Source organism: Collinsella sp. AM43-1, assembly GCF_003467925.1.
In the GTDB taxonomy this organism is placed as follows: domain Bacteria; phylum Actinomycetota; class Coriobacteriia; order Coriobacteriales; family Coriobacteriaceae; genus Collinsella.
Genome location: NZ_QSFR01000010.1, coordinates 65,858 through 88,967 on the forward strand (window position 1 = coordinate 65,858; position 23,110 = coordinate 88,967).

At 58.7% G+C, this 23,110-nt stretch carries 24 protein-coding genes; 11 read left to right on the forward strand and 13 right to left on the reverse strand.

The features are described 5' to 3' along the window. The first annotated feature begins 161 nt into the window (after positions 1–161). A complete protein-coding gene (locus DW925_RS06380) occupies positions 162–1,667 on the forward strand; it encodes a DNA repair protein (protein WP_117790651.1) in 1,506 nt (501 codons plus the stop codon). Further along, complete coding sequence (locus DW925_RS06385; protein WP_233540248.1) at positions 1,660–2,085, forward strand: hypothetical protein; 426 nt, start codon at positions 1,660–1,662, stop codon at positions 2,083–2,085. The genes DW925_RS06380 and DW925_RS06385 overlap by 8 nt, the downstream gene beginning before the upstream one ends. On the opposite strand, the gene DW925_RS06390 is transcribed toward DW925_RS06385, so the two are convergent. Both DW925_RS06390 and DW925_RS06395 read right to left on the reverse strand, forming a co-directional pair. Further along, the gene (locus DW925_RS06390) at positions 2,082–4,607 is read right to left on the reverse strand and encodes a hypothetical protein (RefSeq protein WP_147329354.1); all 2,526 of its coding nucleotides are present in this window, start codon (positions 4,605–4,607) and stop codon (positions 2,082–2,084) included. The two genes, DW925_RS06385 and DW925_RS06390, sit on opposite strands and share 4 nt — an antisense overlap. Before the next feature lie 273 nt (positions 4,608–4,880). Beyond that, positions 4,881–5,264 (reverse strand): heavy-metal-associated domain-containing protein, encoded by a 384-nt coding sequence (locus DW925_RS06395; protein WP_117629743.1) that lies wholly within the window; start codon positions 5,262–5,264, stop codon positions 4,881–4,883. Between the two features lie 176 nt (positions 5,265–5,440). Between DW925_RS06395 and DW925_RS06400 the strand changes: the two genes are divergently transcribed. Both DW925_RS06400 and DW925_RS06405 read left to right on the forward strand, forming a co-directional pair. Then, positions 5,441–6,145, forward strand: a complete 705-nt coding sequence (locus tag DW925_RS06400; RefSeq protein ID WP_158551283.1) for a DUF3793 family protein — start codon at positions 5,441–5,443, stop codon at positions 6,143–6,145. A 46-nt stretch (positions 6,146–6,191) separates the two neighbouring features. After that, positions 6,192–6,611, forward strand: coding sequence for a flavodoxin (locus DW925_RS06405; RefSeq protein ID WP_117629741.1), 420 nt, complete (start codon positions 6,192–6,194; stop codon positions 6,609–6,611). A gap of 117 nt (positions 6,612–6,728) precedes the next feature. On the opposite strand, the gene DW925_RS06410 is transcribed toward DW925_RS06405, so the two are convergent. The 5 genes from DW925_RS06410 to DW925_RS06430 all read right to left on the reverse strand — a co-directional run bounded on the left by DW925_RS06410 (position 6,729) and on the right by DW925_RS06430 (position 12,132). Continuing rightward, positions 6,729–7,481 (reverse strand): amino acid ABC transporter ATP-binding protein, encoded by a 753-nt coding sequence (locus DW925_RS06410; RefSeq protein WP_117629740.1) that lies wholly within the window; start codon positions 7,479–7,481, stop codon positions 6,729–6,731. A gap of 12 nt (positions 7,482–7,493) precedes the next feature. Continuing rightward, positions 7,494–8,855 carry an ABC transporter permease subunit gene (locus DW925_RS06415; protein ID WP_233505693.1) on the reverse strand — a complete coding sequence of 454 codons (1,362 nt, stop codon included), beginning with the start codon at positions 8,853–8,855 and terminating at the stop codon, positions 7,494–7,496. 116 nt (positions 8,856–8,971) lie between these two features. Beyond that, a complete protein-coding gene (locus DW925_RS06420) occupies positions 8,972–9,832 on the reverse strand; it encodes an ABC transporter substrate-binding protein (protein ID WP_117629739.1) in 861 nt (286 codons plus the stop codon). A 147-nt stretch (positions 9,833–9,979) separates the two neighbouring features. Continuing rightward, complete coding sequence (locus DW925_RS06425) at positions 9,980–10,846, reverse strand: deoxyribonuclease IV (protein ID WP_117716548.1); 867 nt, start codon at positions 10,844–10,846, stop codon at positions 9,980–9,982. A gap of 98 nt (positions 10,847–10,944) precedes the next feature. Then, positions 10,945–12,132, reverse strand: a complete 1,188-nt coding sequence (locus tag DW925_RS06430; protein ID WP_117583893.1) for an aldo/keto reductase — start codon at positions 12,130–12,132, stop codon at positions 10,945–10,947. 261 nt (positions 12,133–12,393) lie between these two features. On the opposite strand from DW925_RS06430, the gene DW925_RS06435 reads away from it, so the two are divergent. Further along, entirely contained in the window at positions 12,394–13,308 is a 915-nt protein-coding gene (locus DW925_RS06435; RefSeq protein ID WP_233540249.1) for a ketopantoate reductase family protein, read from the forward strand. A gap of 107 nt (positions 13,309–13,415) precedes the next feature. Here the strand turns inward: DW925_RS06435 and DW925_RS06440 are convergent, their stop codons facing one another. The 3 genes from DW925_RS06440 to DW925_RS06450 all read right to left on the reverse strand — a co-directional run bounded on the left by DW925_RS06440 (position 13,416) and on the right by DW925_RS06450 (position 16,209). Continuing rightward, positions 13,416–13,622 carry a hypothetical protein gene (locus DW925_RS06440; RefSeq protein ID WP_117583891.1) on the reverse strand — a complete coding sequence of 69 codons (207 nt, stop codon included), beginning with the start codon at positions 13,620–13,622 and terminating at the stop codon, positions 13,416–13,418. Positions 13,623–13,809: 187 nt separating this feature from the next. After that, positions 13,810–14,586, reverse strand: coding sequence for a hypothetical protein (locus tag DW925_RS06445; RefSeq protein WP_117583890.1), 777 nt, complete (start codon positions 14,584–14,586; stop codon positions 13,810–13,812). Positions 14,587–14,898: 312 nt separating this feature from the next. Then, positions 14,899–16,209 carry an O-acetylhomoserine aminocarboxypropyltransferase/cysteine synthase family protein gene (locus DW925_RS06450; RefSeq protein ID WP_117583889.1) on the reverse strand — a complete coding sequence of 437 codons (1,311 nt, stop codon included), beginning with the start codon at positions 16,207–16,209 and terminating at the stop codon, positions 14,899–14,901. Between the two features lie 272 nt (positions 16,210–16,481). Between DW925_RS06450 and DW925_RS06455 the strand changes: the two genes are divergently transcribed. The 5 genes from DW925_RS06455 to DW925_RS06475 all read left to right on the forward strand — a co-directional run bounded on the left by DW925_RS06455 (position 16,482) and on the right by DW925_RS06475 (position 20,004). Continuing rightward, positions 16,482–17,384, forward strand: a complete 903-nt coding sequence (locus DW925_RS06455) for a LysR family transcriptional regulator (RefSeq protein ID WP_117583888.1) — start codon at positions 16,482–16,484, stop codon at positions 17,382–17,384. Positions 17,385–17,483: 99 nt separating this feature from the next. Then, positions 17,484–17,969 (forward strand): ribonuclease HI, encoded by a 486-nt coding sequence (gene rnhA, locus DW925_RS06460; protein ID WP_117583887.1) that lies wholly within the window; start codon positions 17,484–17,486, stop codon positions 17,967–17,969. Between the two features lie 73 nt (positions 17,970–18,042). Further along, a complete protein-coding gene (locus tag DW925_RS06465) occupies positions 18,043–19,149 on the forward strand; it encodes a Gfo/Idh/MocA family protein (protein ID WP_117583886.1) in 1,107 nt (368 codons plus the stop codon). A gap of 2 nt (positions 19,150–19,151) precedes the next feature. Further along, complete coding sequence (locus DW925_RS06470; protein WP_117583885.1) at positions 19,152–19,562, forward strand: acylphosphatase; 411 nt, start codon at positions 19,152–19,154, stop codon at positions 19,560–19,562. Positions 19,563–19,623: 61 nt separating this feature from the next. Next, entirely contained in the window at positions 19,624–20,004 is a 381-nt protein-coding gene (locus DW925_RS06475; protein WP_199408885.1) for a Fur family transcriptional regulator, read from the forward strand. 15 nt (positions 20,005–20,019) lie between these two features. Here DW925_RS06475 and DW925_RS06480 read toward each other — a convergent pair whose 3' ends face one another. The 3 genes from DW925_RS06480 to DW925_RS06490 all read right to left on the reverse strand — a co-directional run bounded on the left by DW925_RS06480 (position 20,020) and on the right by DW925_RS06490 (position 21,911). Further along, positions 20,020–20,817, reverse strand: coding sequence for an HAD-IIB family hydrolase (locus DW925_RS06480; RefSeq protein WP_158551675.1), 798 nt, complete (start codon positions 20,815–20,817; stop codon positions 20,020–20,022). Between the two features lie 83 nt (positions 20,818–20,900). After that, positions 20,901–21,479, reverse strand: a complete 579-nt coding sequence (locus DW925_RS06485) for an urease accessory protein UreE (protein ID WP_117790653.1) — start codon at positions 21,477–21,479, stop codon at positions 20,901–20,903. Between the two features lie 3 nt (positions 21,480–21,482). Then, positions 21,483–21,911 (reverse strand): peptidylprolyl isomerase, encoded by a 429-nt coding sequence (locus DW925_RS06490; protein WP_117790654.1) that lies wholly within the window; start codon positions 21,909–21,911, stop codon positions 21,483–21,485. 120 nt (positions 21,912–22,031) lie between these two features. On the opposite strand from DW925_RS06490, the gene DW925_RS06495 reads away from it, so the two are divergent. Then, on the forward strand, positions 22,032–23,045 hold the full coding sequence (locus tag DW925_RS06495) for a dipeptidase (protein WP_117583882.1): 1,014 nt from the start codon (positions 22,032–22,034) through the stop codon (positions 23,043–23,045). Positions 23,046–23,110 lie beyond the last annotated feature (65 nt).

Consider the following 23,110-nt stretch of genomic DNA (forward strand, 5'->3'; position numbering starts at 1 on the left):
TTTTCCGAGCTGTTTCGCACTCTTTAGAGCTGCGTTAAAACCCGATTCATGACCGACCAAAACAAACCAGTCCCTTTTTGACAGGTTTTGACGATGTCCGGACGAGCGGGTATTATCGAACAGGTATTCGATAAGAACATGTGTTTGATGAAAGGACACGGATGGCGCACGAGCAGCACACCTATATCTGCATCGACCTCAAGACGTTTTATGCCAGCGTCGAGTGCGTCGACCGTGGGCTCGATCCGCTCACCACCAACCTGGTCGTTGCCGACGAATCGCGCGGGCGCACGACCATCTGCCTCGCCATCACACAGGCCATGAAGGACCTCGGGATACACAATCGCTGCCGTCTGTTCGAAATTCCCGATGGCATCGACTACATCACGGCCGTACCGCGCATGCAGCATTACATGGAGGTGTCGGCGAAAATCTACGGTATCTATCTGGAATACGTCAGCCCCCAGGACGTGCACGTCTACTCCATCGATGAGTGCTTTATCGACGTGACGCCCTATCTGGACCTCTATCACACAGATGCGGAAGGGTTCGCCTGCACGCTGCGCGACGAGGTCCTCGCGCGCACCGGCATCACGGCGACGGTCGGCATCGGCCCCAACCTATTCCAGGCCAAGGTAGCGCTCGACATTACCGCCAAGCACGTACCCAGCCGCATCGGCATACTCGACGACGAGACCTTTCGCAAGGAGATCTGGCCCCATCGTCCCATCACCGATATCTGGGGCATCGGTCCCGGCGTGGCAGCCCGCCTCGAGAAATACGGCGTCTACGATCTGATGGGCGTCGCGGCGCTCGACGAAAACCTGCTTTACGACGAGCTCGGCGTCAATGCCGAATATCTCATCGACCATGCCTTCGGGCGCGAGCCGACAACCATCGCCGATATCCAAGCCTATCGCCCGCAAGCAACTTCGACCACCACAGGACAGGTGCTCTCGAAGGGCTATGCCTACGAGCAGGCCTACACCGTCTTGCGCGAAATGGTCGACAACGCCGTGTTGGATCTAGTCGATAAGCACGTGGTCTGCGACAGTATCTCGCTCTTTGTGGGCTACGCGAGCGAGCGCGCCGACATACGCCGGCTCAACGCCAGCGGCACGGCGCAGTATATAGACGGCTGCGGACACTTGCGCTCGAGCACCTCGGGCATCGAGCCCGCAGCGACCGACGGCCCCGAGCTCGCGCCCCGTGCTCCCAAGCCCGTCCAGCGCGATGACGAAAGGCGTCGCCTGGTGCGCGAAGCGCAGGCAATCGATGGCATCTTTGTGGGAGAGCATGGCGGCAAACCGCGTGGTGGCTATGCCGCACTCTTTGCGCACTCCAACGCCTCGCGAAAGCTGCCCGAGCGCACTAATTCGTTTAAGAAAATCATGGGGTATTTCGATGACCTTTGGGCACAAACGGTCGATCCCAAACGACCGGTCAAGCGCATCAACCTGGGATTTGGCAATCTTGTGCCCGAGGAATTTGCCACCATCGATCTGTTCAGCGATATCGAGGCCGATGAGCGCGAGCGCGACCTGGCGCGCGCCGTCCTGGCCGTGAAAGGCAAGTACGGCAAGAACGCGCTCGTCAAGGGATTAAGCTTTACCGCCGGCGCCACCGCGCGCGAACGCAACGGCCAAGTTGGAGGACATCGTGCCTAAACCCAAGCAGCAGCCCGTGCGCCCGCCGACCGCCTTCGAGCGCCTGGCGGACCCCGAGGGCAGACGCCGCGCCGCCGACCCCAACCTCACTGCCAACGGTGCCGTGCGCGCCAACCGCGCCGCACAGTTTATGCCCTTTGCCGCCCTCACGGGATACTACGAACTCGTGCGCAAGCAGGAAATCACCGTCGAGTCAAAACGTGAGCTCACGGAAGAAAAAGCCCTCGTACTTTCTAAAAAGCTCGAGGGTCTCAAACGTGGCGACTTGGTTCGTGTCACCTATTACGATACATACGGCTATCGCAGCCGCACGGGCATTCTCGACGAAGTATTACCCGCATTCAAGCTGCTCAAACTCAGGGATATCGCCATCAACTTCGACGATATCCAAGGCATCGAGCTGCGTGGTCGAGCCTAGCGACGAGAACGCTTACGCAAGACGAGAGCAATGCCAAGTACTGCGGCAGCTGCAACCAGCAATCCCAAGACCAGCGTGAGGGTCGAGTCGCCAGCGTGAGGCAGCGAGCCGTCCTTCGGAGTCTTCTTAGCGGTCGTCGTGACGGTGGTCGTGGTGCTGCTCGACTGGTCGTTGCCGCCCGTCTGGCTGCCACCAGGTTGATCGCCGCCACCCGGCTGCGAGGGATCCGTGGGCTCCGTCGGATCCGGAGTACCGGGATCAATCGGATTCTCAGAATTCTCCTTGCGCTGGATCCAAACCTGGCAGCCATTGAACGGGTTGGCGGTACCGAGGCACAGACCCTGGTTGGTCACCGCAAAGGTGCGCAGACCATGGTTATACGGATCGTTAAAGCCATTGGTCGTCAGCGTCGTAAAGTTCACGCCGTCCTCGGTCACATACATATCAAAGCCACGCTCGGCATCGCGAAGGTAACACATGCACGTAAGCACGCTCTGCAGCTTCTTGAGGTTATCCTCGCTCAGCAGCTTATCGAGCGCATCCTGAATATCGCTCGGCAGCTCGGTGCCATAGGCATCCTCGTACTGCTGCTTCAGGTTCTCATAGCTATCGAGCATGTCCTGATACTGGTCGGCAAAGGACTTGAAGTACGCGATCTCGCCATCGATCTTCTGGACATAAGCGGCGTCGTCCTCAAAGTCCTGGGACATCGTCGCGGCCTGATCGCAAAGATCGCCCGTGGCATCCTCCAGCGCATCGCTCAGGTCGCCAAAGCCCTTAGCAACCTCAGTCTTCTCGTCATCGACATCGGCAGCTTCGTTCGAATCATCGACCTCGACGGCCTCGTTTGAATCATCGTCCGCAAGCGTGTTCACGGGAACGATGGGGTCGTCAGGTGATTTCTTGTCGAGCAGGTGATTGAGCAGGTCCCTAAGGCGCTGAACCTGAGAGTCCCACTCCTCGGGCGTCATATCGATAATGTCGCCATTGGAGAACTGGCCGATCGGCTCAAGCAGGCTCGCGGTATCAAAGGTACCGATATACAGCTTGCCGTCGAACTTCTGCATGCGCCAAATGTACTGGTTCTCGTTTCGGCCAAAGCCCGAAGTCAGGCCGGAAATACCGCCCTCGGGGAACATGTCGGTGCGATCGCCAACGACGAGCTCCATGTTCTCGTCCTTGTCCATGCGATAGATGTTGACCGACTGCTCAAGATTGGCATTCACAAACGAGCAGTCAACGCCACCCATGCTGTTCTTGCCGCCCTCTTCGGTGTTGGATTTGTTGAACAGGATGCGCTCGAGAGCAATCTCCTCGTCGTTGTATTCACCGATATAGAGGTAGTCGTTGTAGACGATGAGGTTAGCAGCGCCAGAACGGGTACGGGCAGGATCGATGCCAAAGCAGTACTTTGCACCGTCCGTCTCCTGATCGCCAACAATGGGAGTCCACGAATAGCTGCCGTCGGCGTTCTTGTCGCCACGGACCATGGCGAACGACTGCATGGAATTATCATCGGGAGCGTTCTCGGGCGTACCGGTGCAGATGGTCGCATAGAGATGGCCATTGTACGAGACCATATCCCAAATGGCGCCGCCGTAGATGCTGTCCTGATAGCGAATCGCCGGATAGCCAAACAGCGTGCCCGAGTTGGCAATCTCGGTGAAGCTGTCCTGGCCCTTCGACGGGTCAGACGACGTCAGGATTGTCGACACAAAGTTACCGGCCGCGTCTTTACCCACATTACTGATGACGAGCTGGCCATCATGGACACACATGCCGCGGATACCGGTAGAAATGCCCTGCTTGTAGGCAGCACCGTAATCCTGCATGCTCGAAAGGCCCTGATAGACAACTTTGTACTCATCCGTCTTAGGATCGATCTCATATACAGCAGGCAGGCCGCTTTTGCCGCCATTGGTCCTGACGCTGCCGCAGAAATAGAGCTTACCCTTATAGCTCACGGCATTGCGGAACAAAGGACCGACGCCGTTGAGCGATTCAGAGAGCAGCAGCTTGGTCTCACCGGTCTTGGTATTAATCTTGACCAGGATGCCGCCGCTGTCCTTGTCGGCCGTGCCGTCCTCCTTCTGCTGTCCATAGAAGAAGGTGCCGTTAAACATGGCCTCCAGCGTCAGGCGCATGGTCTCGGCATCAAAGGAATCGCCCAGCACGCCGTTCATGAGCGTCAGCGTGTTGCCCATCGCCGCATAGCAGGTGCCCACATAAAGCCAGTCACCATAGCTCGCAGCCGCCCAAGTGTAGCTCTGGCCGCGATCGCCTTCATTGTTGGCCGTGTTACCATCGGCGCCCGGAACGGCAACGGCACCGTCACCCTGGTAGTCGACGATGCCATCCGGCTGCGACGTTCCTACCGTAGGATGCGAGAGCTTCTCAAAGGAATACCCATTTCCCGCATTGTAGGTAACGGCACCCGAAGCGTCTTCGGCGTGCGCCGGCAGCGGCGATACCAAGATAGCGGCAAGCGCTGCCACCAAGCCAAGTGTTCCCACTCGTCTCATAAGGCTATAGCCTCCCCTGTCCTTAAGCCCAGTTTTAGCATTCATCATCTCTGTCCACGTTTAATTGCAATCTGGGCACAGCAATAATCAGCATATAAATTTACACCTGTAATTTTTCTTATGGGATAGCGAATGCTCGATTGGTCACGAATTCCGCGCGAACCGTCACCAAACTCCACTTTCTCCACATCCGCGAGTTGTTTTTTGCGCAAATTTTAGGACGTCGATAGCCCCAATGGGGAGGAGGCCGGTACCCATTGGAGAGGGCGGCATCTACATTTTCATAACGAAATAGCCCGCACCTCTCACCGCCGTCTCGAGTGCCTCGCGGTCAATCGGACGCTTCGAACGCACGCGCGCCGTGTGGTCCGCGTACGTTACCGTTGCCCACACACCATTCAGCGCATTGAGGGCATTGGCCACATTCTGAGCGCAGCCATCGCAGCTCATGCCGCCGATGAGCAGCTCATCGCTATAGGGGTAGTGGGACGGATCGGTATCCGCAACCACTACCTTCTTGGCCTTCTTACCGCTCGTGCCATCGCTGCAGCAGCTCTTTCCGTGTGTCGAAGCGACAATACGCCGCAGGCCAAAGAACATGCCGACGACAATCGCGGCAAGCACGATGATATTTGCAGGGTTTAGCAAGTCTTCCATGCGATCCCCTTTCTCCAAACTCTTATACCTATACCCCCATGGGGTGTTCCCATCTTACTCCAAACTCGTGTCGGTTCGGTCAATTAGTTTCCCGCTTCAAACTTTTTTGTTGACCTTGGCTTACTTTCGTGTATAAGTTTTCCTAGGCTAACAACTGAGGACCCGAAAGGAGCATCGTGACTCGAACCATTGACATCCCAACATACCAAACGGCTGTCGTGCGCAACTGCTCCCCTACGCTCGCAGGTATCAAGCCGGCCTCGCTCTTTACCTATCCCGGCGTTTACGCCAACCAAGGCGGAAAACCCGGCGCCGCCCATATCGAAGAGCGACGCTCTCGCCTGCTCGCGGTCATTGCCCAATGCAACCGCGAGCTCCAGCCACTCGGGATCCATATGAGCGTTTTGGTCTGGCGCCCCTGCGGAGCGCTCATCTATGTGTACCGCCCTGCGGACCTCATGCGATACCTCTCCGACCCCCGCGCCACGACGGCGCTTACCGCCGAAGGTTACGATGTCCACAACCTGCCCGCATCCCTGGTGCATCTCGCCGCGCGCATCACGCTGGCAAGCAGCAATGCCGCAGAAAGCGCCTATGACAGCAGCGTCTGCGCACTCGCGCGAAATAGGCACTGCGATACGGGGTGCATGTGCGAGTTCCCCCACGAAATTGGCTATTTTTTGGGCTATCCCTACGAAGATGTCCATCAGTTTATCGTCCAGCACGGCGAAAACTATAAGGTCTTTGGCGCATGGAAGGTATACACAAACGTTGAGCAGGCGCTCACGACCTTCGATTCCTATCGCGCATGCACGCAATACCTTACGTACATCTATCAACAGGGCTGCACCCTGGGACAACTTGTCCAGGCAACCCGATAGAGCATACAAAACGCGGCCGCACACCGCACAACCGAAAGGAAAACATATGAGCAAGATCGCAGTCGTCTACTGGAGTGGTACAGGCAACACCGAGGCCATGGCAAACTTCGTTGCCGAAGGTGCAACCGATGCCGGCACCGAGGCAGAGGTCATCTCCTGCGCCGACTTCTCCGCAGATAAGGCCGCCGACTACGACGCCTTTGCCTTCGGCTGCCCCGCCATGGGCTCCGAGGAACTCGAGTACGATGAGTTCCAGCCGATGTGGGACGAAGTCAAGGAAACCCTCGGTGACAAGAAGGTCGTCCTCTTTGGCTCCTATTCGTGGGCCGAGGGCGAGTGGATGGACAACTGGAAGGCCGACGCCGACGAGGCAGGTGTCAACGTCGTCGATTCCGTCATCTGCTACGACGCTCCCGACGATGAGGGCGAGGCGGCCTGCCGCGCCCTTGGAGCCGAGCTCGCCTAGCGGCAATGAGCTCCGCCCATAACGCGCTCTGCACCAAAACACATTCGCATCCCAACAAAAACGGGAGCCGGATCACATCCGGCTCCCGTTTTCTGTTATGTCAGTCATATAAAGCGGCTACGAGATATTTCCCAAGAACGCCTTGGTGCGCTCGCTCTTGGGGTGGTCGAAGACCTCGCTCGGCGTACCCTCTTCCACGATAACGCCGCCGTCCATAAAGACGACGCGGTCGGCGACGTCGCGGGCAAAGCCCATCTCATGCGTCACGACGATCATGGTCATACCGTCACGTGCAAGATCGCGCATAACGCCAAGAACGTCGCGAACCAGCTCGGGGTCGAGTGCCGAAGTGGCCTCGTCAAAGAGCATGACGTGAGGGTTCATCGACAGGGCGCGGGCGATGGCAACGCGCTGCTGCTGGCCACCCGAGAGCTGGCTCGGCATAAAGTCGATGCGCTCGGCAAGACCGACCTTGGTCAGCTCCTCGATAGCGATTTTCTCGGCCTCTTCCTTGCTGCGCTTGAGTACCTTTTGCTGTGCGAGCATGACGTTCTTTTTGACTGACAGGTGCGGGAACAAATTGAACTGCTGGAACACCATACCCAGATGCGTACGTACCTTGTTAAGGTCGACGCCCTTGGCGCAAACGTCCACGCCCTCAACGACGATCGAGCCGCTCGTGGGATGCTCCAGACGATTGATGCAGCGAAGCATCGTCGACTTGCCCGAGCCCGAAGGACCCAGGACTACGACGACCTCGCCCTTGTGCACATCCAGATCGATATCGCGCAGGACCACGTTATCGCCGAAGGCCTTCTGGAGGTTCTTGATGCTGACGACGACCTCGTTCGAGTTATTGGTTTCGCTCATGATAGGACCTCCTTACAGACCGGCGATGTGGTCGGCGGGCGTCGCGACGACCTGTCCAGCGCTCTTGGCGGGACGCTTCTTCTTGGTTTCGGCCGTCCCCAGAAGCCTCGCCTCAAGACCGCTCACCAAGCGAGCAAGCGGCAGGGTGATGACCAGGTAGAACAGGGCGGCAACCACATACGGCGTAATGGAACCCGTCGTGGCCACGATGGTACGGGCGTTCATGACGATCTCGACCACGCCCACGGCCGCGAGCAGCGACGTATCCTTGTAAAGCAGGATGAACTCACTGGTCAGCGTAGGCAGGACATTGCGGAACGTCTGCGGAATCATCACGTAGAGCAGTGTCTGGAAGGCATTCATGCCCAGCGAGCGCGCGGCCTCGTTTTGGCCCTTGGGGATCGACTGAATACCGGCACGGAAGATCTCGCACAGGTAGGCGGACGAGTTCATGGCCATGACGATGACGCCCAGCACATAATCGTCAACCTTGACGCCGGCCAGCGGCAGGCCAAAGAACGCGATGTAGATCTGCAGGAACGCCGGCGTACCGCGGATGATATTCACATAGATGCCGGCAAGGCAACGCAGGATGCGCGACTTGGAGATGCGCATGAGTGACAAGGCAAAGCCAAAGGGAATGGCCAACGGAAATGCCACGAGCACGATCGAGAGCGACATGAGGAAGCCTTTGAATACGATCGGCAGGCTCTGAACCAAAATGACCGGGTTCAGGAACAGGCGAAGGAACATGTTGGAATTCCATGCCTCGACCCACGGCTGCTCCTTAAGGTCGGCCAGGAAGTTATCGAATGCCGTCACGCCCTTAATCTCGACGGAAGGAATCTTGGAGATCTTCTTGGTTGAACCGTCAGCCAACGTGTAGGTGCCGCTAAAAGCCTCGTCGCCGCCCTCGACGGGGAAGGTCACGCCGTAGACCTCGACACGGAAATAGCCGCCGGCCGGAGCCGTCTCGCCAAAATCGATCTTGAGCGTCTGGCCGTCGACCTTGCACGTAGGCTTCATGGGCGTACGGTCCATGAGGTCCTCGCCCGAGAGCATCGTCAATCGCGTGTCATCGGTACCAAACGTCGTGCCGTCGACAAACGTCAGCGATAGACCGCTCAGCTCCTCGTCGGCATCGGCCTGAACTTCCCAGGTAATGCGCGTCTCGGTGCCGCCGACCACAGCGCTGCCCGAACCGGTGTTGGGTCGGGCAGTAATCTTTGCGGTCTCAAGCGCCTGGGCGGTCGTGGGCGCATATGCCCCCGCGCACACCAGCGCGAGCGCCACGGCCATGACGCAGGCTAGCTTTTGGAGCAAGGCGGGCAGTGAAAAACGCTGCTCCGTGGCCCCTTTGTTCAGTCGAGACAAGGTGGCTCCTATCGTAGAAGTTGCCGACAAAACGAGACGGAAACGCTCTCCGTCAAGAGAGGCGCAAAGGCCCTCTCCGCAAAACGGAAAGGGCCCGCGCGCAATCAAGCATTAATTTACTTGATGTTGTACTTAGCCATGAGGGCGTCAACGGTACCGTCGTCGGTCAGGTCCTTGATGGCCTGGTTGATGTCGTCCTTGAGCTTGGTGTTGCCCTGGTTGATGGCGATGGCGTACTCCTCGCCGGTGCTGACCTGCTTGATGGTCTGGCAGGTGTTGAACTGCTCGGCGGTCAGCTGGCTGGCAACGGAGCGGTTGGTGACTACGGCATCGCCCTTATCGGACTGCAGGGCGCTGAAGCACTCGGTGGCGTCCTTGTAGGGAACGATCTTAGCCTTGGGGAAGTTTTCCTGAGCAAAGGCCTCGGCGGTCGATCCAGACTGGACGATGATGGTAGCGTCGGCGTTGTTGAGCTTCTCGCTGTAGTTGTCGGCCGTGATGTCGGTGTTATCGACCTTGGTCACGATAGCCTGATCGTCCATGTAGTAGGAATCGGAGAAAGTGACTTCCTTCTCACGCTCGGGCGTGTCGGTGATAGCCGCGATGGAAACGTCATACTTGGCGCCCGAAGCGACACCCGGAACCAGCGTGTCAAAGTCATTGTTGACGTACTCGACATCCAGGCCCAGCTTGTCGCCGATAGCCTTGATAAGCTCAAGGTCAAAGCCCTGATAATCGCCGTTGTCATCCTTGTACTCAAACGGAGCGTACTCGGCAGAGGTGCCGACGGTCAGCGTACCGTCCTTGACGAGCGCGTACTCCTTGGAGCCGTCGACCTTCTCGACCTTAGCGTCGTCAGAGCTGCTGGAACCGGCATCAGAACCAGAGGTGGCGTTGGACGAGCCGCAGCCCGTCAGTGCGAGGGCGAGTGCCATGGCGCCCGTGGCGGCAAATGCGCCAAGCTTCTTCAGCTTCATAATCAGTCTCCTTCCGGTGACCCCGTTTGATTCAGAGGTCTGCAAAAACTGTTGGATATTATGCGCTCGTTTGGAAGAATCCGCAATTAGAAAACTGATTGAAACAAACCCATAACGTGAATGGAACACTCCACTTTATGACAGTCATTACTGCTGCAATGACCTTAACAGTTTGATTTCAGCCGCATAACCTGCAAGTTCGTTCGGTGTCTCCAAAATGAATGGCAATGCGCGCAAGCGGCCATTCGATACAATATTCTGCATAACCTGCATACCGCCGCCAAACTCCTCGCTGCCAAGGTAGCCCTTGCCGATGCACTCGTGACGATCTTTATGGGCACCACTGGGGTTCTTCGAATCGTTGATGTGTACGGCACGCAAGCGGTCGATACCCACCACGCGGTCGAACTCGTCGAGTACGCCGTCCAGATCATGGATGATGTCGTAGCCGGCATCGCTCACATGGCAGGTGTCCAGACACACGCCCAGCTTGTCCGATAGCTCTGGACGCCTGGCGGCAGCACCCTCGATAATGCGCGCCAGCTCTTCAAAGCTACGGCCCACCTCGGTACCCTTTCCCGCCATGGTCTCGAGCAGCACCGTCGTCTGCTGCCCCTCAAACATCACCTGACACAAGGTGTCGACGATCATCTGAATGCCGGCATCAGTCCCCTGCCCCACATGCGCGCCGGGGTGGAAGTTGTAGTAGTTGCCGGGCAGCGCTTCCAGACGCTGCAAGTCCTCGGCCATTGCCTCCAAGGCAAACTCGCGTGCCCGCTCTTTGGCAGAACAGGGGTTGTAGGTATAGGGGGCATGAGCCACAAGCGGGCCAAAGTCGTTTTTCTCCATAAGCTCGCGCAGGGCCGCCACGTCATCCATGTCAAGATCTTTCGCCTTGCCGCCGCGCGGGTTGCGCGTGAAGAATGCAAAGGTGTTGGCGCCAATGGATAGCGCCGTCTCCCCCATCGCCCGATAGCCCTTCGTCGTCGAAAGATGACACCCAATCGTCAGCATCTCCAGCTCCCCCTCATCAGTTGCGGTGAAATAGTTCCTGTCGATGCCCTATTCTGCCGCAAACAGGAACTATTCCACCGCAACTTATAAAAGGGGCATCAGGAACGCGTTTTGCAAAAGGCTTTAAGCGCGGCCGTTACGGGGCCAGGCTGGAAACGTCGGCGCACATCGTCGAGACGCTCAGGAATATCGATGTGCTGCGGGCAGTGACGTGCGCATTTGCCGCATTTGACGCAATTGCTCACCAACTTGGGCTCACTCGTCCGCACCGCGCTCGCCGTAAAATACTGCGACAGGCCCGTAAACCAGCTGTGCGCATAGCTTGCGTTGTAGGCGGCGAAACACCCAGGGATATTGATGCCTTTGGGACACGGCATGCAGTAGCCGCAGCCCGTACAGGGCACGCGATTCGATTTCTCAAACTCTCCCAGCACACGCGCGATGGTATCGAGCTGCTCTGTCGTCATCGAATTCGGCAGTGCGCGATCCGCCAATGCCGCGTTCTCGTCCACCTGCGCGGTATCGGTCATGCCCGAAAGCAGCATCGTGACTTGAGGATGGTTCCACACCCACGAAAGGCCCCAGGCGGCAGGAGTGCGCAAATGCGGGTCAGGGGCGCCATCGAGCACAGCGCGGGCCCGCGGCGGCAACTTGCCCGCTAAACGCCCGCCCAGCAGCGGCTCCATCACAAACACCGCGAGCCCGCGCTCCGCAGCCGCCATGAGTCCCGCCGTTCCCGCTTGGTAGCGCTCTCCAGCGTAGTTGTACTGGATCTGGCAAAAATCCCAGTCATACGCGTCGAGCATCGTCAGGAAGTCCGCCGCACTGCCGTGATACGAAAAACCTATCTGGCGAATACGCCCCGCAGCCTTTTGGTGCGCAATCCAGTCCTCGATGCCCAACGCCACCACGCGCTCCCACTGGGCGGGCGAGGTAATGTTGTGCATAAGGTAGTAGTCGATATGGTCGGTCCGCAAACGGTGCAGTTGCTCGTCAAAAAAGCGGTCGAAATCCTCCGCACATTTGCACGAAGCGTGCGGCAACTTAGTCGCCAGCAACACCCGGTCACGCAGCCCCAAGCGCTCAAGTGAGGCGCCCACGCACACCTCGTTACCGGGATAAAGATACGCAGTATCCAGATAATTAATCCCCTGTTCCACCGCACGGGAAATGATGGCATCGGCCGTCTTCGCATCGGGGTGTCCCGGCGCACCGGGAAATCTCATGCAGCCCAGACCCAGAGCAGATATTCGGTTACCACTTTTGGGGTCAACGCGGTATTGCACGGCCCCTCCTTTCGCCATCAGCGCCCCGGCAAGACGAAACACAATGGTCACGCGACCGAAACATCGTGGAATCGCAATCGAGAACGTATCGTAACGCAGCAGAAATCGAGCCGTCACGACACCGCTTTAACATCAGCAAAAAGCCCGATGAAAGGAGCAACAAACAAATACGGCCATCCGGTGCACGCAGCATGGTCCGGCGGCATACAATCCATCAGGCGCCCCTTACGCGGGCGCCTTTTATATGGGGAGATGATTCGCATGCAGATCAACAAGATCGCCTTTATCGGCAAGGGCGGCGTCGGCCTGCTCTACGGCAGCATGATTGCCAAGGCCCTCGGCAATGACGCCGTCGAATACGTTATGGATGACGCCCGTTTTGAGCGTCACGCAAACGATGCGCTCACCGTCAACGGCAAGCCCTGTGCGCTCAAGTCCGTCCGCGCCAGCAAGGCAACGCCCGCCGATCTGGTCATCCTGACGGTCAAGACCACCGGTCTCGACCAAGCACTCAAGACTATGGAGCGCGTCGTGGGACCCAATACGCTCATCGCCTCGCTGTGCAACGGCATCACGAGCGAGCAAAAGATTGCCGAGCGCTTTGGCTGGGAGCATACCGTTCTTGGTATTTGCCAGGGTATGGACGCCGTGTTCCTCAACGGAGAGCTCACCTTTACCAACACGGGCGAAATCCGCTTTGGCGCGGCGGCCGGTACGGACCCCGCAACCATCACCGCAATCGACGAGCTCTACACGCGCTGCGGCATCGCCCATACCGTCGAGAGCGACATTGCGCACCGCATGTGGGCCAAACTCATGCTCAACGACGGCATCAACCAGACCTGCATGGCCTACGGCGGCACGTACGGAAGTGCCACGGAGCCGGGCTCCGAGCAGCGTCGCTGCCTTGTTTCCGCCATGCGCGAAACGCTTGCGGTCGCCAACGCCGAGGGCGTTGAGCTGACCGAGGCAGACCTGACGCAGATGGTGCACCTCATCGAAGGAATCGATCCCGCCGGCATGCCCTCGATGGCGCAAGACCGCGTCGCGCGGCGCAAAACCGAAGTCGAGGAGTTCGCCGGCACCATCTGCCGTCTGGCGACCAAGCACGATATCCAGGCACCGCAGAACGAATGGCTCTATCAGCGTATTCGCGATATCGAGGCAAGCTGGTAGCGCCCGACTCACCACGTCAACAGACTCAACAGCAAAGCCGCCGCAAGGGCACTCCCCTTACGGCGGCTTTCATCTTCATCTATAACCAGTAGTCGATGTCCCGACGGTTAGAGCTGCGACTCCGAGGCCTGGCCCTCATCGTCGCGACAAAGGACTACACCCGCACTTCCCAGCAGCGCGGCCGCAATCAGCGCGCCAACCACGATTGGAGCAGCCCCGCATGACCCCTGCATGCCCGCAATGAGCGCGGCCGTAGGACCAAGGCAACCAAGCACCAATGCGACGGCGGCAACGGCGATATCTCGAGCGTTCACAAGACCACTTCCTCCAAGAGAAAGACCTTATTTCTCATGAACTAGTGTGCCCCGCGCCCATATGCGCGGCGTACTGCCACGGTAAGCGCTCTGTTAACTCAAGCACGCACAAAAAACGAACGCCCTTACGTTGCCCAAAGGCTCGGTAAAGACGCCCGCCCGTCATGTCCTATTGGCTTATGGCAGATTACCAGCCAGTGTAGTAGTCGGTGGTTCCGGCAGCGCAGCCGGAGTCATAGACCTTGCACTCGCCCTTGGAACCGGTAAACGTAGAGCCTTGGGCCTTATCGCCCGCGGCAACGACGTAGTAACCATCGGAATCGCGCCAAAAGCCCTCGGAATCCTGCGTCCACTCGCCCGTGCGGTGGTGATACAACACGTTGCTGCTGTAATAAGTCTCGCGGCGGCCGTTATAGTTATTGACGCCGCTCGAGCGCGTCAGACCCGAGCCGTTCGCGTAATACGCAGCAGACGTATAAGACGAGCCGGAGCCGGCGTTGTAATACGAAGCCTGAACGGCCTCAGCGGCCTCGGCTTCGGCTGCGGCAGCCTCGAGCGCCTCGCGCTTGGCATCCTCAAGCGTGGAGCGAAGCTCGTCGAGCTCGGTCGACTTGGCGTCGACTTCCCCCATCGTCAACAGGCTACCCGCACCGTCGATGCAACCCTGCAACACAGCGCGCTCGTCATCGGTAGCATAGTCGCCATACATATTCATAATGATCTGAGCGCGCATCTCCAGGGAATCGCGCTTTGCCCCCATCGAGGCGTTCCACTCCTGCATAGAGCCATAACCGTCGCCGCGGTAGTCGACGGGCTGCACCAGCGTCGCCTCGGACGGCGCAGATCCGACCGTATCGGATAGTGTTGCCGCGTGGGCATCAGTTGCGCCGGCGCCCGCCAAAAGTGCCACGGTCAGAGCGGCGGAAAGGGCGGCGGCTTTCGGTTTTCGTGAATCGATCCTCATGTAGCTGGAAACCTCCGTAGTGCGTTTTTGCTGCGTTTGAGCTGCGTGTGATTTAATCGCGCTGCATAGTACCCCGAGCAAATCGCGACCTGCGGTTTTACTCAAAAGGCGCACGTCAATTGCGTAAAACTCACATCCTCTCAACAGGAGTTTTCCACATCTCGATTGCATAAAGCGTGTCAAAAACCCTGTTTTTGCACCCTCTCTATGCAAAAACGACGCCTGTGCAACCATTGTTCGCACAGGCGCCTTGAGCAGGCATTTTATGCAGTTATACCTATCGAGTCGCAAGGGGTCCTTGCACAAGTCGCCTTACTCGTCCAGCGCGGCAAAGGCCTGCTTCAGATCCCAAATGATATCCTCGGCGTTCTCGGTACCGATGGAAAGACGGATCGTGGAGGGCGTGATGTTCTGCTCGGCGAGCTCCTCGGCAGAGAGCTGGGAGTGCGTGGTGGTAGCCGGGTGCACGACGAGCGACTTGACGTCGGCCACGTTGGCGAGCAGCGAGAACACCTGCAGATGATCGATGAACTTCCATGCAGCCTCCTGGCCACCCTTAATCTCAAAGGTAAAGATCGAAGCACCGCCACGGGGGAAGTACTTCTGATAGAGCTCGTGATCGGGGTGCTCAGGCAGGCTCGGGTGATTCACCTTGGCGACGTGGCTGTCGCCAGCCAGGAACTCAACGACCTTCTTGGTGTTCTCGACATGACGGTCGACGCGCAGCGACAGAGTCTCGGTGCCCTGGAGCAGGACCCAGGCGTTGAACGGGCTGATGCAGGCGCCCTCGTCACGCAGCAGGATAGCGCGGACATAGGTTGCGAAGGCGGTGGGACCGGCAGCCTCGGCAAACGAAACACCATGGTAGGAGGGGTTGGGCTCAGCGATCTGGGCGTACTTGCCACTCGCCTTCCAATCGAAGTTACCGCCGTCGACGATCACACCGCCCAGCGAGGTACCGTGGCCGCCGATGAACTTGGTTGCGGAGTGGACGACGATGTTGGCGCCGTGCTCCAGCGGACGGAACAGATACGGGGTGCCGAAGGTGTTGTCGACGACAACCGGCAGACCGTGCTTCTTGGCAATCTCGGAGATGGCGTCGATGTTGGGGATGTCAGAGTTGGGGTTGCCGAGCGTCTCGAGATAGATGACCGTGGTGCTGTCCTTGATGGCACCCTCAACCTCTTCCAGGTTATGGGCATCGACAAACGTGGTCTCGACGCCAAACTGGGAGAGCGTATGCTCCAGCAGGTTGTAGGAGCCACCGTAGATGGTCTTCTGAGCCACCACGTGGTCACCAGCCTGAGCAAGAGCCTGCAGGGTATAGGTGATGGCAGCAGCGCCGGAGGCGACGGCAAGACCTGCCACGCCGCCCTCGAGCGCGGCGATACGGTCCTCGAAGACGCCCTGGGTGGAGTTGGTCAGACGGCCGTAGATGTTACCGGCGTCGGCAAGACCAAAGCGGTCGGCGGCGTGCTGGGAGTTGCGGAACACATAGCTCGTGGTCTGGTAGATAGGCACGGCACGGGAGTCGGATGCGGGATCGGCACTCTCCTGGCCAACGTGCAGCTGCAGGGTATCGAAACCAAAGGTGTGCTCGGGGTTGTTGATGAACTGGCTCATGATGATCTCCTTGATCGAACGAAAGTAAGTAAAAAGAGAGAAGTAAGTCGCTGTCTCCTGATCACGCCGACGGGCGCAAACAGGAGCCCGGCATTCGTCTTGGTAAGCAATTCATATGCGGGCCTCCTTTCGCGTCCCGATTCCGTAGTCGGCTTAATAACCTACCGCCTTTGTGTGTTTTGAATAGTACGGGCATTGTCTTCCTCGGTCAATCACTAAAAAGCGCTAACTTGTTATCTGTTTTATAGATAACTATCGAAAGGATGGCGTCGATGACCCTTCAGCAGCTTCGTTTTCTGATCGCCGTGGCAGAGTCCGGCTCAATCAACGCCGCAGCTCAGCGCCTCTATACCGCTCAGTCCAACATCTCAAACGCCGTCAAAAGCCTGGAACAGGAACTCCATCTGGAGATCTTTACGCGCTCCAGCCGCGGCGTCACGCTCACCAACGACGGCACCGAGCTTTTGGGCTATGCGCGCCAGGTCGTAGAGCAGGCCGACATGCTCGAGGCACGCTACGAGAACGGCGGCACCCCGCAAGCCCGCCTCGCCATTTCCGCCCAGCACTACGCCTTTTCGGTCGAGGCCTTTGTCAACGTGGTCGAGCGCTGCCGCGACAGCAAGTTCGAGTTCATCATGCGCGAGACCACCACATCGCAGATCATCGATGACGTCCGTGCGTTTCGCAGCGATATCGGCATTCTGTATCTGGATGACTTTAACGCCCGCGTTCTGCAGAAGGCCTTCGCCGATGCCCGCGCAAGCTTCCATCCCCTATTCGACGCGACGGTCCACGTATTCGTCAGCGAACGCCACCCGCTCGCACGCCGCCCTCAGCTGTCCCTTGCCGACCTCGCGCCCTATACGCGCTACAGCTTTGAGCAGGGAACCTCAAACTCCTTCTATTACGCCGAGGAACCTTTTAGCTATATCCCTTGCGACCGCAACATACGAATATCGGACCGCGGAACACTTACCAACTTACTTATCACGTCGAACGGTTACACCCTGTCGACCGGTGTCCTCTCCAATGAAATGCAATGGGGCATGGCATCGATCCCGTTAGCAGACGCCCCAACGATGCACGTTGGCTACATCATGCACGACGAGCGCAAGCCCTCTCTCCTCTTGCAGCAATACCTCGACGAGCTCAACCGCATCATCCATGCCAGCTAACAGTCGGAAGACGGGGCAGAAATCGTAGATTGCTGGCCCCCGGCGGGCATGGCGCTACAATGGTCACTCACATGAAATGCACTCAAAGAAAGGAAACCCGTGAAGGTCATCATCTATACCGACGGCTCGGCCCGATCAAATCCGGGACGCGGCGGCTACGGCGCCGTGCTCAAATACACCAACCCCGCCGGCAAGACCTTTACCTCCGAGCTCTCGCGCGGCTACGCCAAGACCACCAACAACCGCATGGAGCTCATGGCCGTTATCGTGGCGCTCGAGGCACTCAACCGCCCCTGCGAGGTCGAAGTCCATTCCGATTCGCAGTACGTCGTCAACGCCTTTAAGAAGCACTGGATCGACGGCTGGAAAAAGCGCGGGTGGAAAACCGCCAACAAGCAGCCCGTCAAGAACCGCGACCTGTGGGAGCGCCTACTCACCGCCAAAAGCAAGCATAAGGTTGAGTTCATCTGGGTTAAGGGTCACGCCGGCCACGAGCTCAATGAGCGCTGCGATGAGCTCGCCACCACGGCGGCCGACGGCAGCAACCTCGATATCGACACCGGCTTTAACGAGAGCGACCTGTAATAGCGTTTTCGCACAGCTTTATATCCCCACGCGCTACACTCATCCTGTAGACCAAACAACGCAAGGGGGACGTATGCTGCGCATCGCGACCATCGGCACATCCATGATCACCGACGACTTTATCCAAGTCGTCAACGCCAACGACCAAGCCGCGTTTGTGGGCACGCTTTCACGCGATGCCAATCGCGGTGCTGCCTTTACCGCCGAGCGCGATGGCGAGCGAAACTTTATCTCACTCGATGAGCTTGCGGCAGCCGCCGACGTCGACGCCGTCTATATCGGCAGCCCCAACGCACTTCACTACGAGCAGGCCCTTGCCTGCATCGCCGGTGGCAAGCACGTCATCGTCGAGAAGCCCTTCTGCGCCACCGAAGCGCAGGCGCTGGAAGTCTTCCGCGCTGCCGAGGCAGCAGGTGTCGTGGCCCTCGAGGCCATGCGTCCCCTCCACGATCCCGCCTTCCACGCCATCGAGGACGCCCTGGGCGAGATCGCCCCCATCCGCCGCGCCTCATTGCGCTTTGGCAAATATTCCTCGCGCTACAACGAGATTCTCGCGGGACGCGCCACCAATATCTTCGACTGCAATATGGCATCGGGTTCCCTCATGGACATTGGCGTCTATACCGTCGAGCCCATGGTCGAGATCTTTGGCATGCCCTCCGGCCTTACGAGCATGACCACTCTGCTCGATCCCACCACGCGACGGCTCACGCACGGCCCCATCGATGGCTGCGGTTCCATCCTCGCCAGCTACGGCGGCGGCCGTATCTCCGTCGAGCTCGCGCACTCCAAAATTACGAATGACCTGCTGCCCTCGCAGATCGAAGGCGAGCGTGGCACTATCCAGATCGACCATCTGTCCACGCCCCGCAACGTCCGCATCGACTATCGCGGCGACGTCGTACGCGGCTCGGCGACCGAGGCACCGCGCGAACAGGGAGACAACGGCCGCGTGCTCGACCTGCCCAAATCGAGCAACACTATGGAATACGAACTCACAGACTTTATCACCGCCATCGGCGGCATCGATAACGTTAAGGAAGAGATTTGGGAGACCCCGGCGGGACGCCACGAGCTTGGCCACTACCGCGATGTCACACTCGTCTCACTGCGCATCATGGATGCCGTGCGCCAGCAGGCCGGCATAACCTTCCCGGCCGACGCAGGCAAGCAGGCATAGCTATGGGCCTCTTCGATACGTTCTTCTCCAGCGTCACCGGCGGCAGTCGAGAGCCTCAAAAACCATCAAACGTCGAGCTCGAGCTGCGCCGCAGGCTTACTGTGCTCGCAAGCGACGAGGCCACTCAAGACACTCCCCTGCGCTATTTCCTGCGCTGGGCGGGGCAAGTCCAGGGCGTTGGCTTTCGCTTTACCAACACCAACCTCGCGCAGGCACGCGCGCTCACCGGCTGGGTGCGTAACATGGAAGACGGCTCAGTCGAGATGGAGATACAGGGGGCTCCGGCAAATATCCTATCTCATCTCGAGGCGCTTCATGCCTCCTACGAGCGTATGGGAACGCGTTTTCGCCTCGTAGACGCCCAGGCCCGAGCCCCACTTGCCAATGAAGACGGTTTCACGCCTCGTTATTAGTATTGTGTGCTAAATACGGTATCATTTACCTACGACCGTTGATAGAAAAGAGGCGAGGCGCATGGCGGTGCAAAGAAGGAATACCAGGCAGCGAAAGCTGGTTCTTGACGCCGTGCGCCAAAGCTATAACCATCCCACCGCCGACGAAATCTACAACGTCGTGCGCGCGCAGGATGACAAAATCAGCCGCGGCACGGTCTACCGCAACCTCAATCTCTTGGCCGACGCCGGCGAGATTCTCTCCATCAAGACGCCGGGCGGCAGCCGCTTCGATCGCACGATCGAGCCGCATGCGCATATCATCTGCACCTCGTGCAGCCGCGTCATCGACATACCACTCCCCTTCGATGCCCAGCTCGACGCCAAGGCATCCGAGCAAATCGGCTGGCACGTCACGTCGCACTACACCATCTTCGAGGGTCTCTGCCCCGACTGCCGGTAGATGTTTGGGACATGCCTACTCGGCAAGCAGGCGACGCAGTTCTTCTTCGACCGTGTACACATAGCGGACGCGGTCGTTGATGCCACGCATAGAGGGATTGCAGCTCTCCATTAGATAAGGATGGCCCACTACGTTGAGCATGTCGCGGTCGTTCTCGTTATCGCCAAACGCCATCATCTCATCGGGCGAAATACCCAGGGCACGACCGTAATCGGCAAGCGCGGAACCCTTACCCGAATCAAAGCCGATAAAGTCCGTCCATTCGGTTCCCGATGTCATGACATCGACTCGATCGCTAAAGTGGCGCTCAAAATACTCCAGCGCCGCCGGCTGATTCACCTCGGGCGTCTGGAAGGCAATCTTAATGACGTCCTCTTCGATGTCCTCGGGACGGTCGACCACCGCCACATCGCAGTGGACCTCATAGCGCAAATGATCGACGAACGCATCGTTGCCGCTCATGGTGTAGAGGTGCCCCTCACACGAAAGGGTCACGTCGGCATGGGGATATGCAATCACGGCATTCGCGATATCCATAGCAAGGCTACGCTCCATGGAACGCTTGACAACGGCGCGTCCCTCGCTCATCACCAGAGCTCCGTTTTCGCATACATAGGCGAGCTCATCGGCCACCGGGGCAAACAGATAGCGCAAGCTCGCATATTGACGGCCGCTCGCCGGCATAAACACGATACCGCGACGATGCAGCTCATCGATGAGCTCAAAGGCCTCGGAACGCGGCTCGCGCTCCCCCGGATGCAGCAACGTGCCGTCCAAATCGCATGCAATCAGCTTGATTCCTTCAAGACCCATATGCTTTCCCCCACAGCATCTCATCAACAGAAAGACGGACTTTGAATAGTTGCCTCTCAAAGTCCGTCTTACTTATACGCACGTTAACCGCGCGCCTTCTTTACGATCGTAAAGTCTGGAGCCATACTCACAACGGCATCCGCCGCATTCGACGCAAAGCGCCGGTCCGAATCGAGTTCACGGGTAACCACCGAGAGCCGAACGCCCTCGACGCCCCGGAGCATGCGGCCCAAAACAGGCTGCACCGGCGTATACATGCGCACGGTATGCTCGTCCGAATCGCCTCGGAAAAGCGGCGTATGCATATTGCCGATCTCCCAGCACGCATGCGCGAGCGCAATCGGGTCCATGCGGTCAACTTCGACCAAATAAACCTCGGCGCCGCGCAGACGTACGACAACCACCACGGGCACCGCACCCGTATGGTCGATAGCGAGCACGTCACCGTCGGCAAGACGACCGCCGTCGGCAGTATCCAGCCGAACATCGACCATGCGCCCCAGCTCCGTCACGCCCACAAGCGCGCATACATCAGCCTGGTCCCAATCGAGCAGCAGCTCGTCAACTTCAAAGACGCCGCCCAACTTCCGGCGAAGCAGGAGTTCATAGGACGGATCGTTGAGATTTCCCAAGCATGTCGTCGAAACCAAGCGTTCAGGCATACTCTAACCCTCGACCTCGACGAGCTCGATATCAAAGTTGAGGTCCTTGCCGGCCAGCTCGTGGTTGGCGTCGAGCGTCACGGCCTCGGGCGTTACGTCGATGACCACGGCGGGGACGGGCATACCGCTCGGCGTGGACAGGAAAAACTTCATGCCCTTCTCGATCTGCTCGATGTTGGGAACCTGTTCGGCCGGGAAGGTAATAACCATCTCGGGATTGTGCTCGCCGTAGGCATCGGCAGCAGGAATGTGCACGGTCTTCTTCTCGCCCACCTGCATGTCGACAACAGCGGCGTCGAAGCCCTTGATCATCTGACCGGCGCCGCAGGTGAACTCCAGCGGCTCGCCGCGATCGTAGGAGCTATCGAACTGCGTGCCGTCGTCGAGCGTGCCGCGATAATGGGTCTTGACCTTCTTGCCCTGGTTGGACATGGTAACCTCCGTGATAAGGGCGGCGCACAACGCGGACCGCCATGAACATATGGCGCTAACTATACCCTAGTCATACAATTCAAAGACAGTTTGCAAAGAAACGCTGCAACCGGAGGAACCATGGCATATCCCGTATTTGACCTACACTGCGACACCGCCGACCGCATCGGCTGGGCCACACTCGATCTCGACCTGCGCTTTACCGCCGGTACCGACGGTTATTTCCCCGGCGACGAAACGCATCCGCAGGATTTCGACCTCATCGAGGGTAACGCCTGCGCCATCTCGCTCGCAAAGATCGGCAACACGCCATGGGCACAGTGCTTCGCCACGTTTGTCCCCGACGAGATTCCCACCGCCCACGCCGCGCGCTTCCAGGCGCAGATCATGGCGCATATGAGCGGCCAGGCAATGCTCAACCACGACAGTATGGTCAACGTGCGCAGCGCCGCAGACATCCGCCCCGCGCTCAAGGACGGCAAGGTCGCTTGCATCCACACCATCGAAAACGCCACGTTCTTTGCCGAGGACCCCGCGCTGATCGAGGTGCTCAAGAGCTTGGGCGTACTCATGTCGTCACTCAGCTGGAACGCGCAGGGGCCGCTCGCAAGCGGACACGATACCCACGCCGACCTCACCGCCGCCGGCATCGAGGCACTTACGCAGATGGAGCACGCCGGCATGGTGCTTGACGTCTCCCACCTCAACGATGAGTGCTTTGACGAGGTTGTCGCCCACGCCACGCGTCCCTTCGTCGCCAGCCACTCCAACTCCCGTGCGGTTTGCGGCGTCAAGCGCAACCTCACCGACGACCAGTTCCGCACCATTCGCGACATGGGCGGTATCGTCGGCCTCAACTACTGCAGCGAGTTCCTTTCCAACGACGCAACCGACAAGACCGCCGCAGACGTCACCTTCGACCAGCTAGCGGCACATATCGAGCACTGGCTCGACCTGGGCGGCGAGGACGTCATCGCGCTCGGCGGCGACTGGGACGGCGCCACTGTGCCCGCTTTCCTCTCCGATGCCAGCATGATGCCCGAGTTCCAGAACATGCTCTCCAAGCACTTTGGCAAGACCGTGATGCAAAAGCTCTGCAGCGACAACGCGCTTGCCTTCTTCGAGCGCTATTAATTTCACATCCCTTGAGCGGGCCGGCATGCCGAACGGTCGACATGCCGGCCCGTCCCCAATCTGAA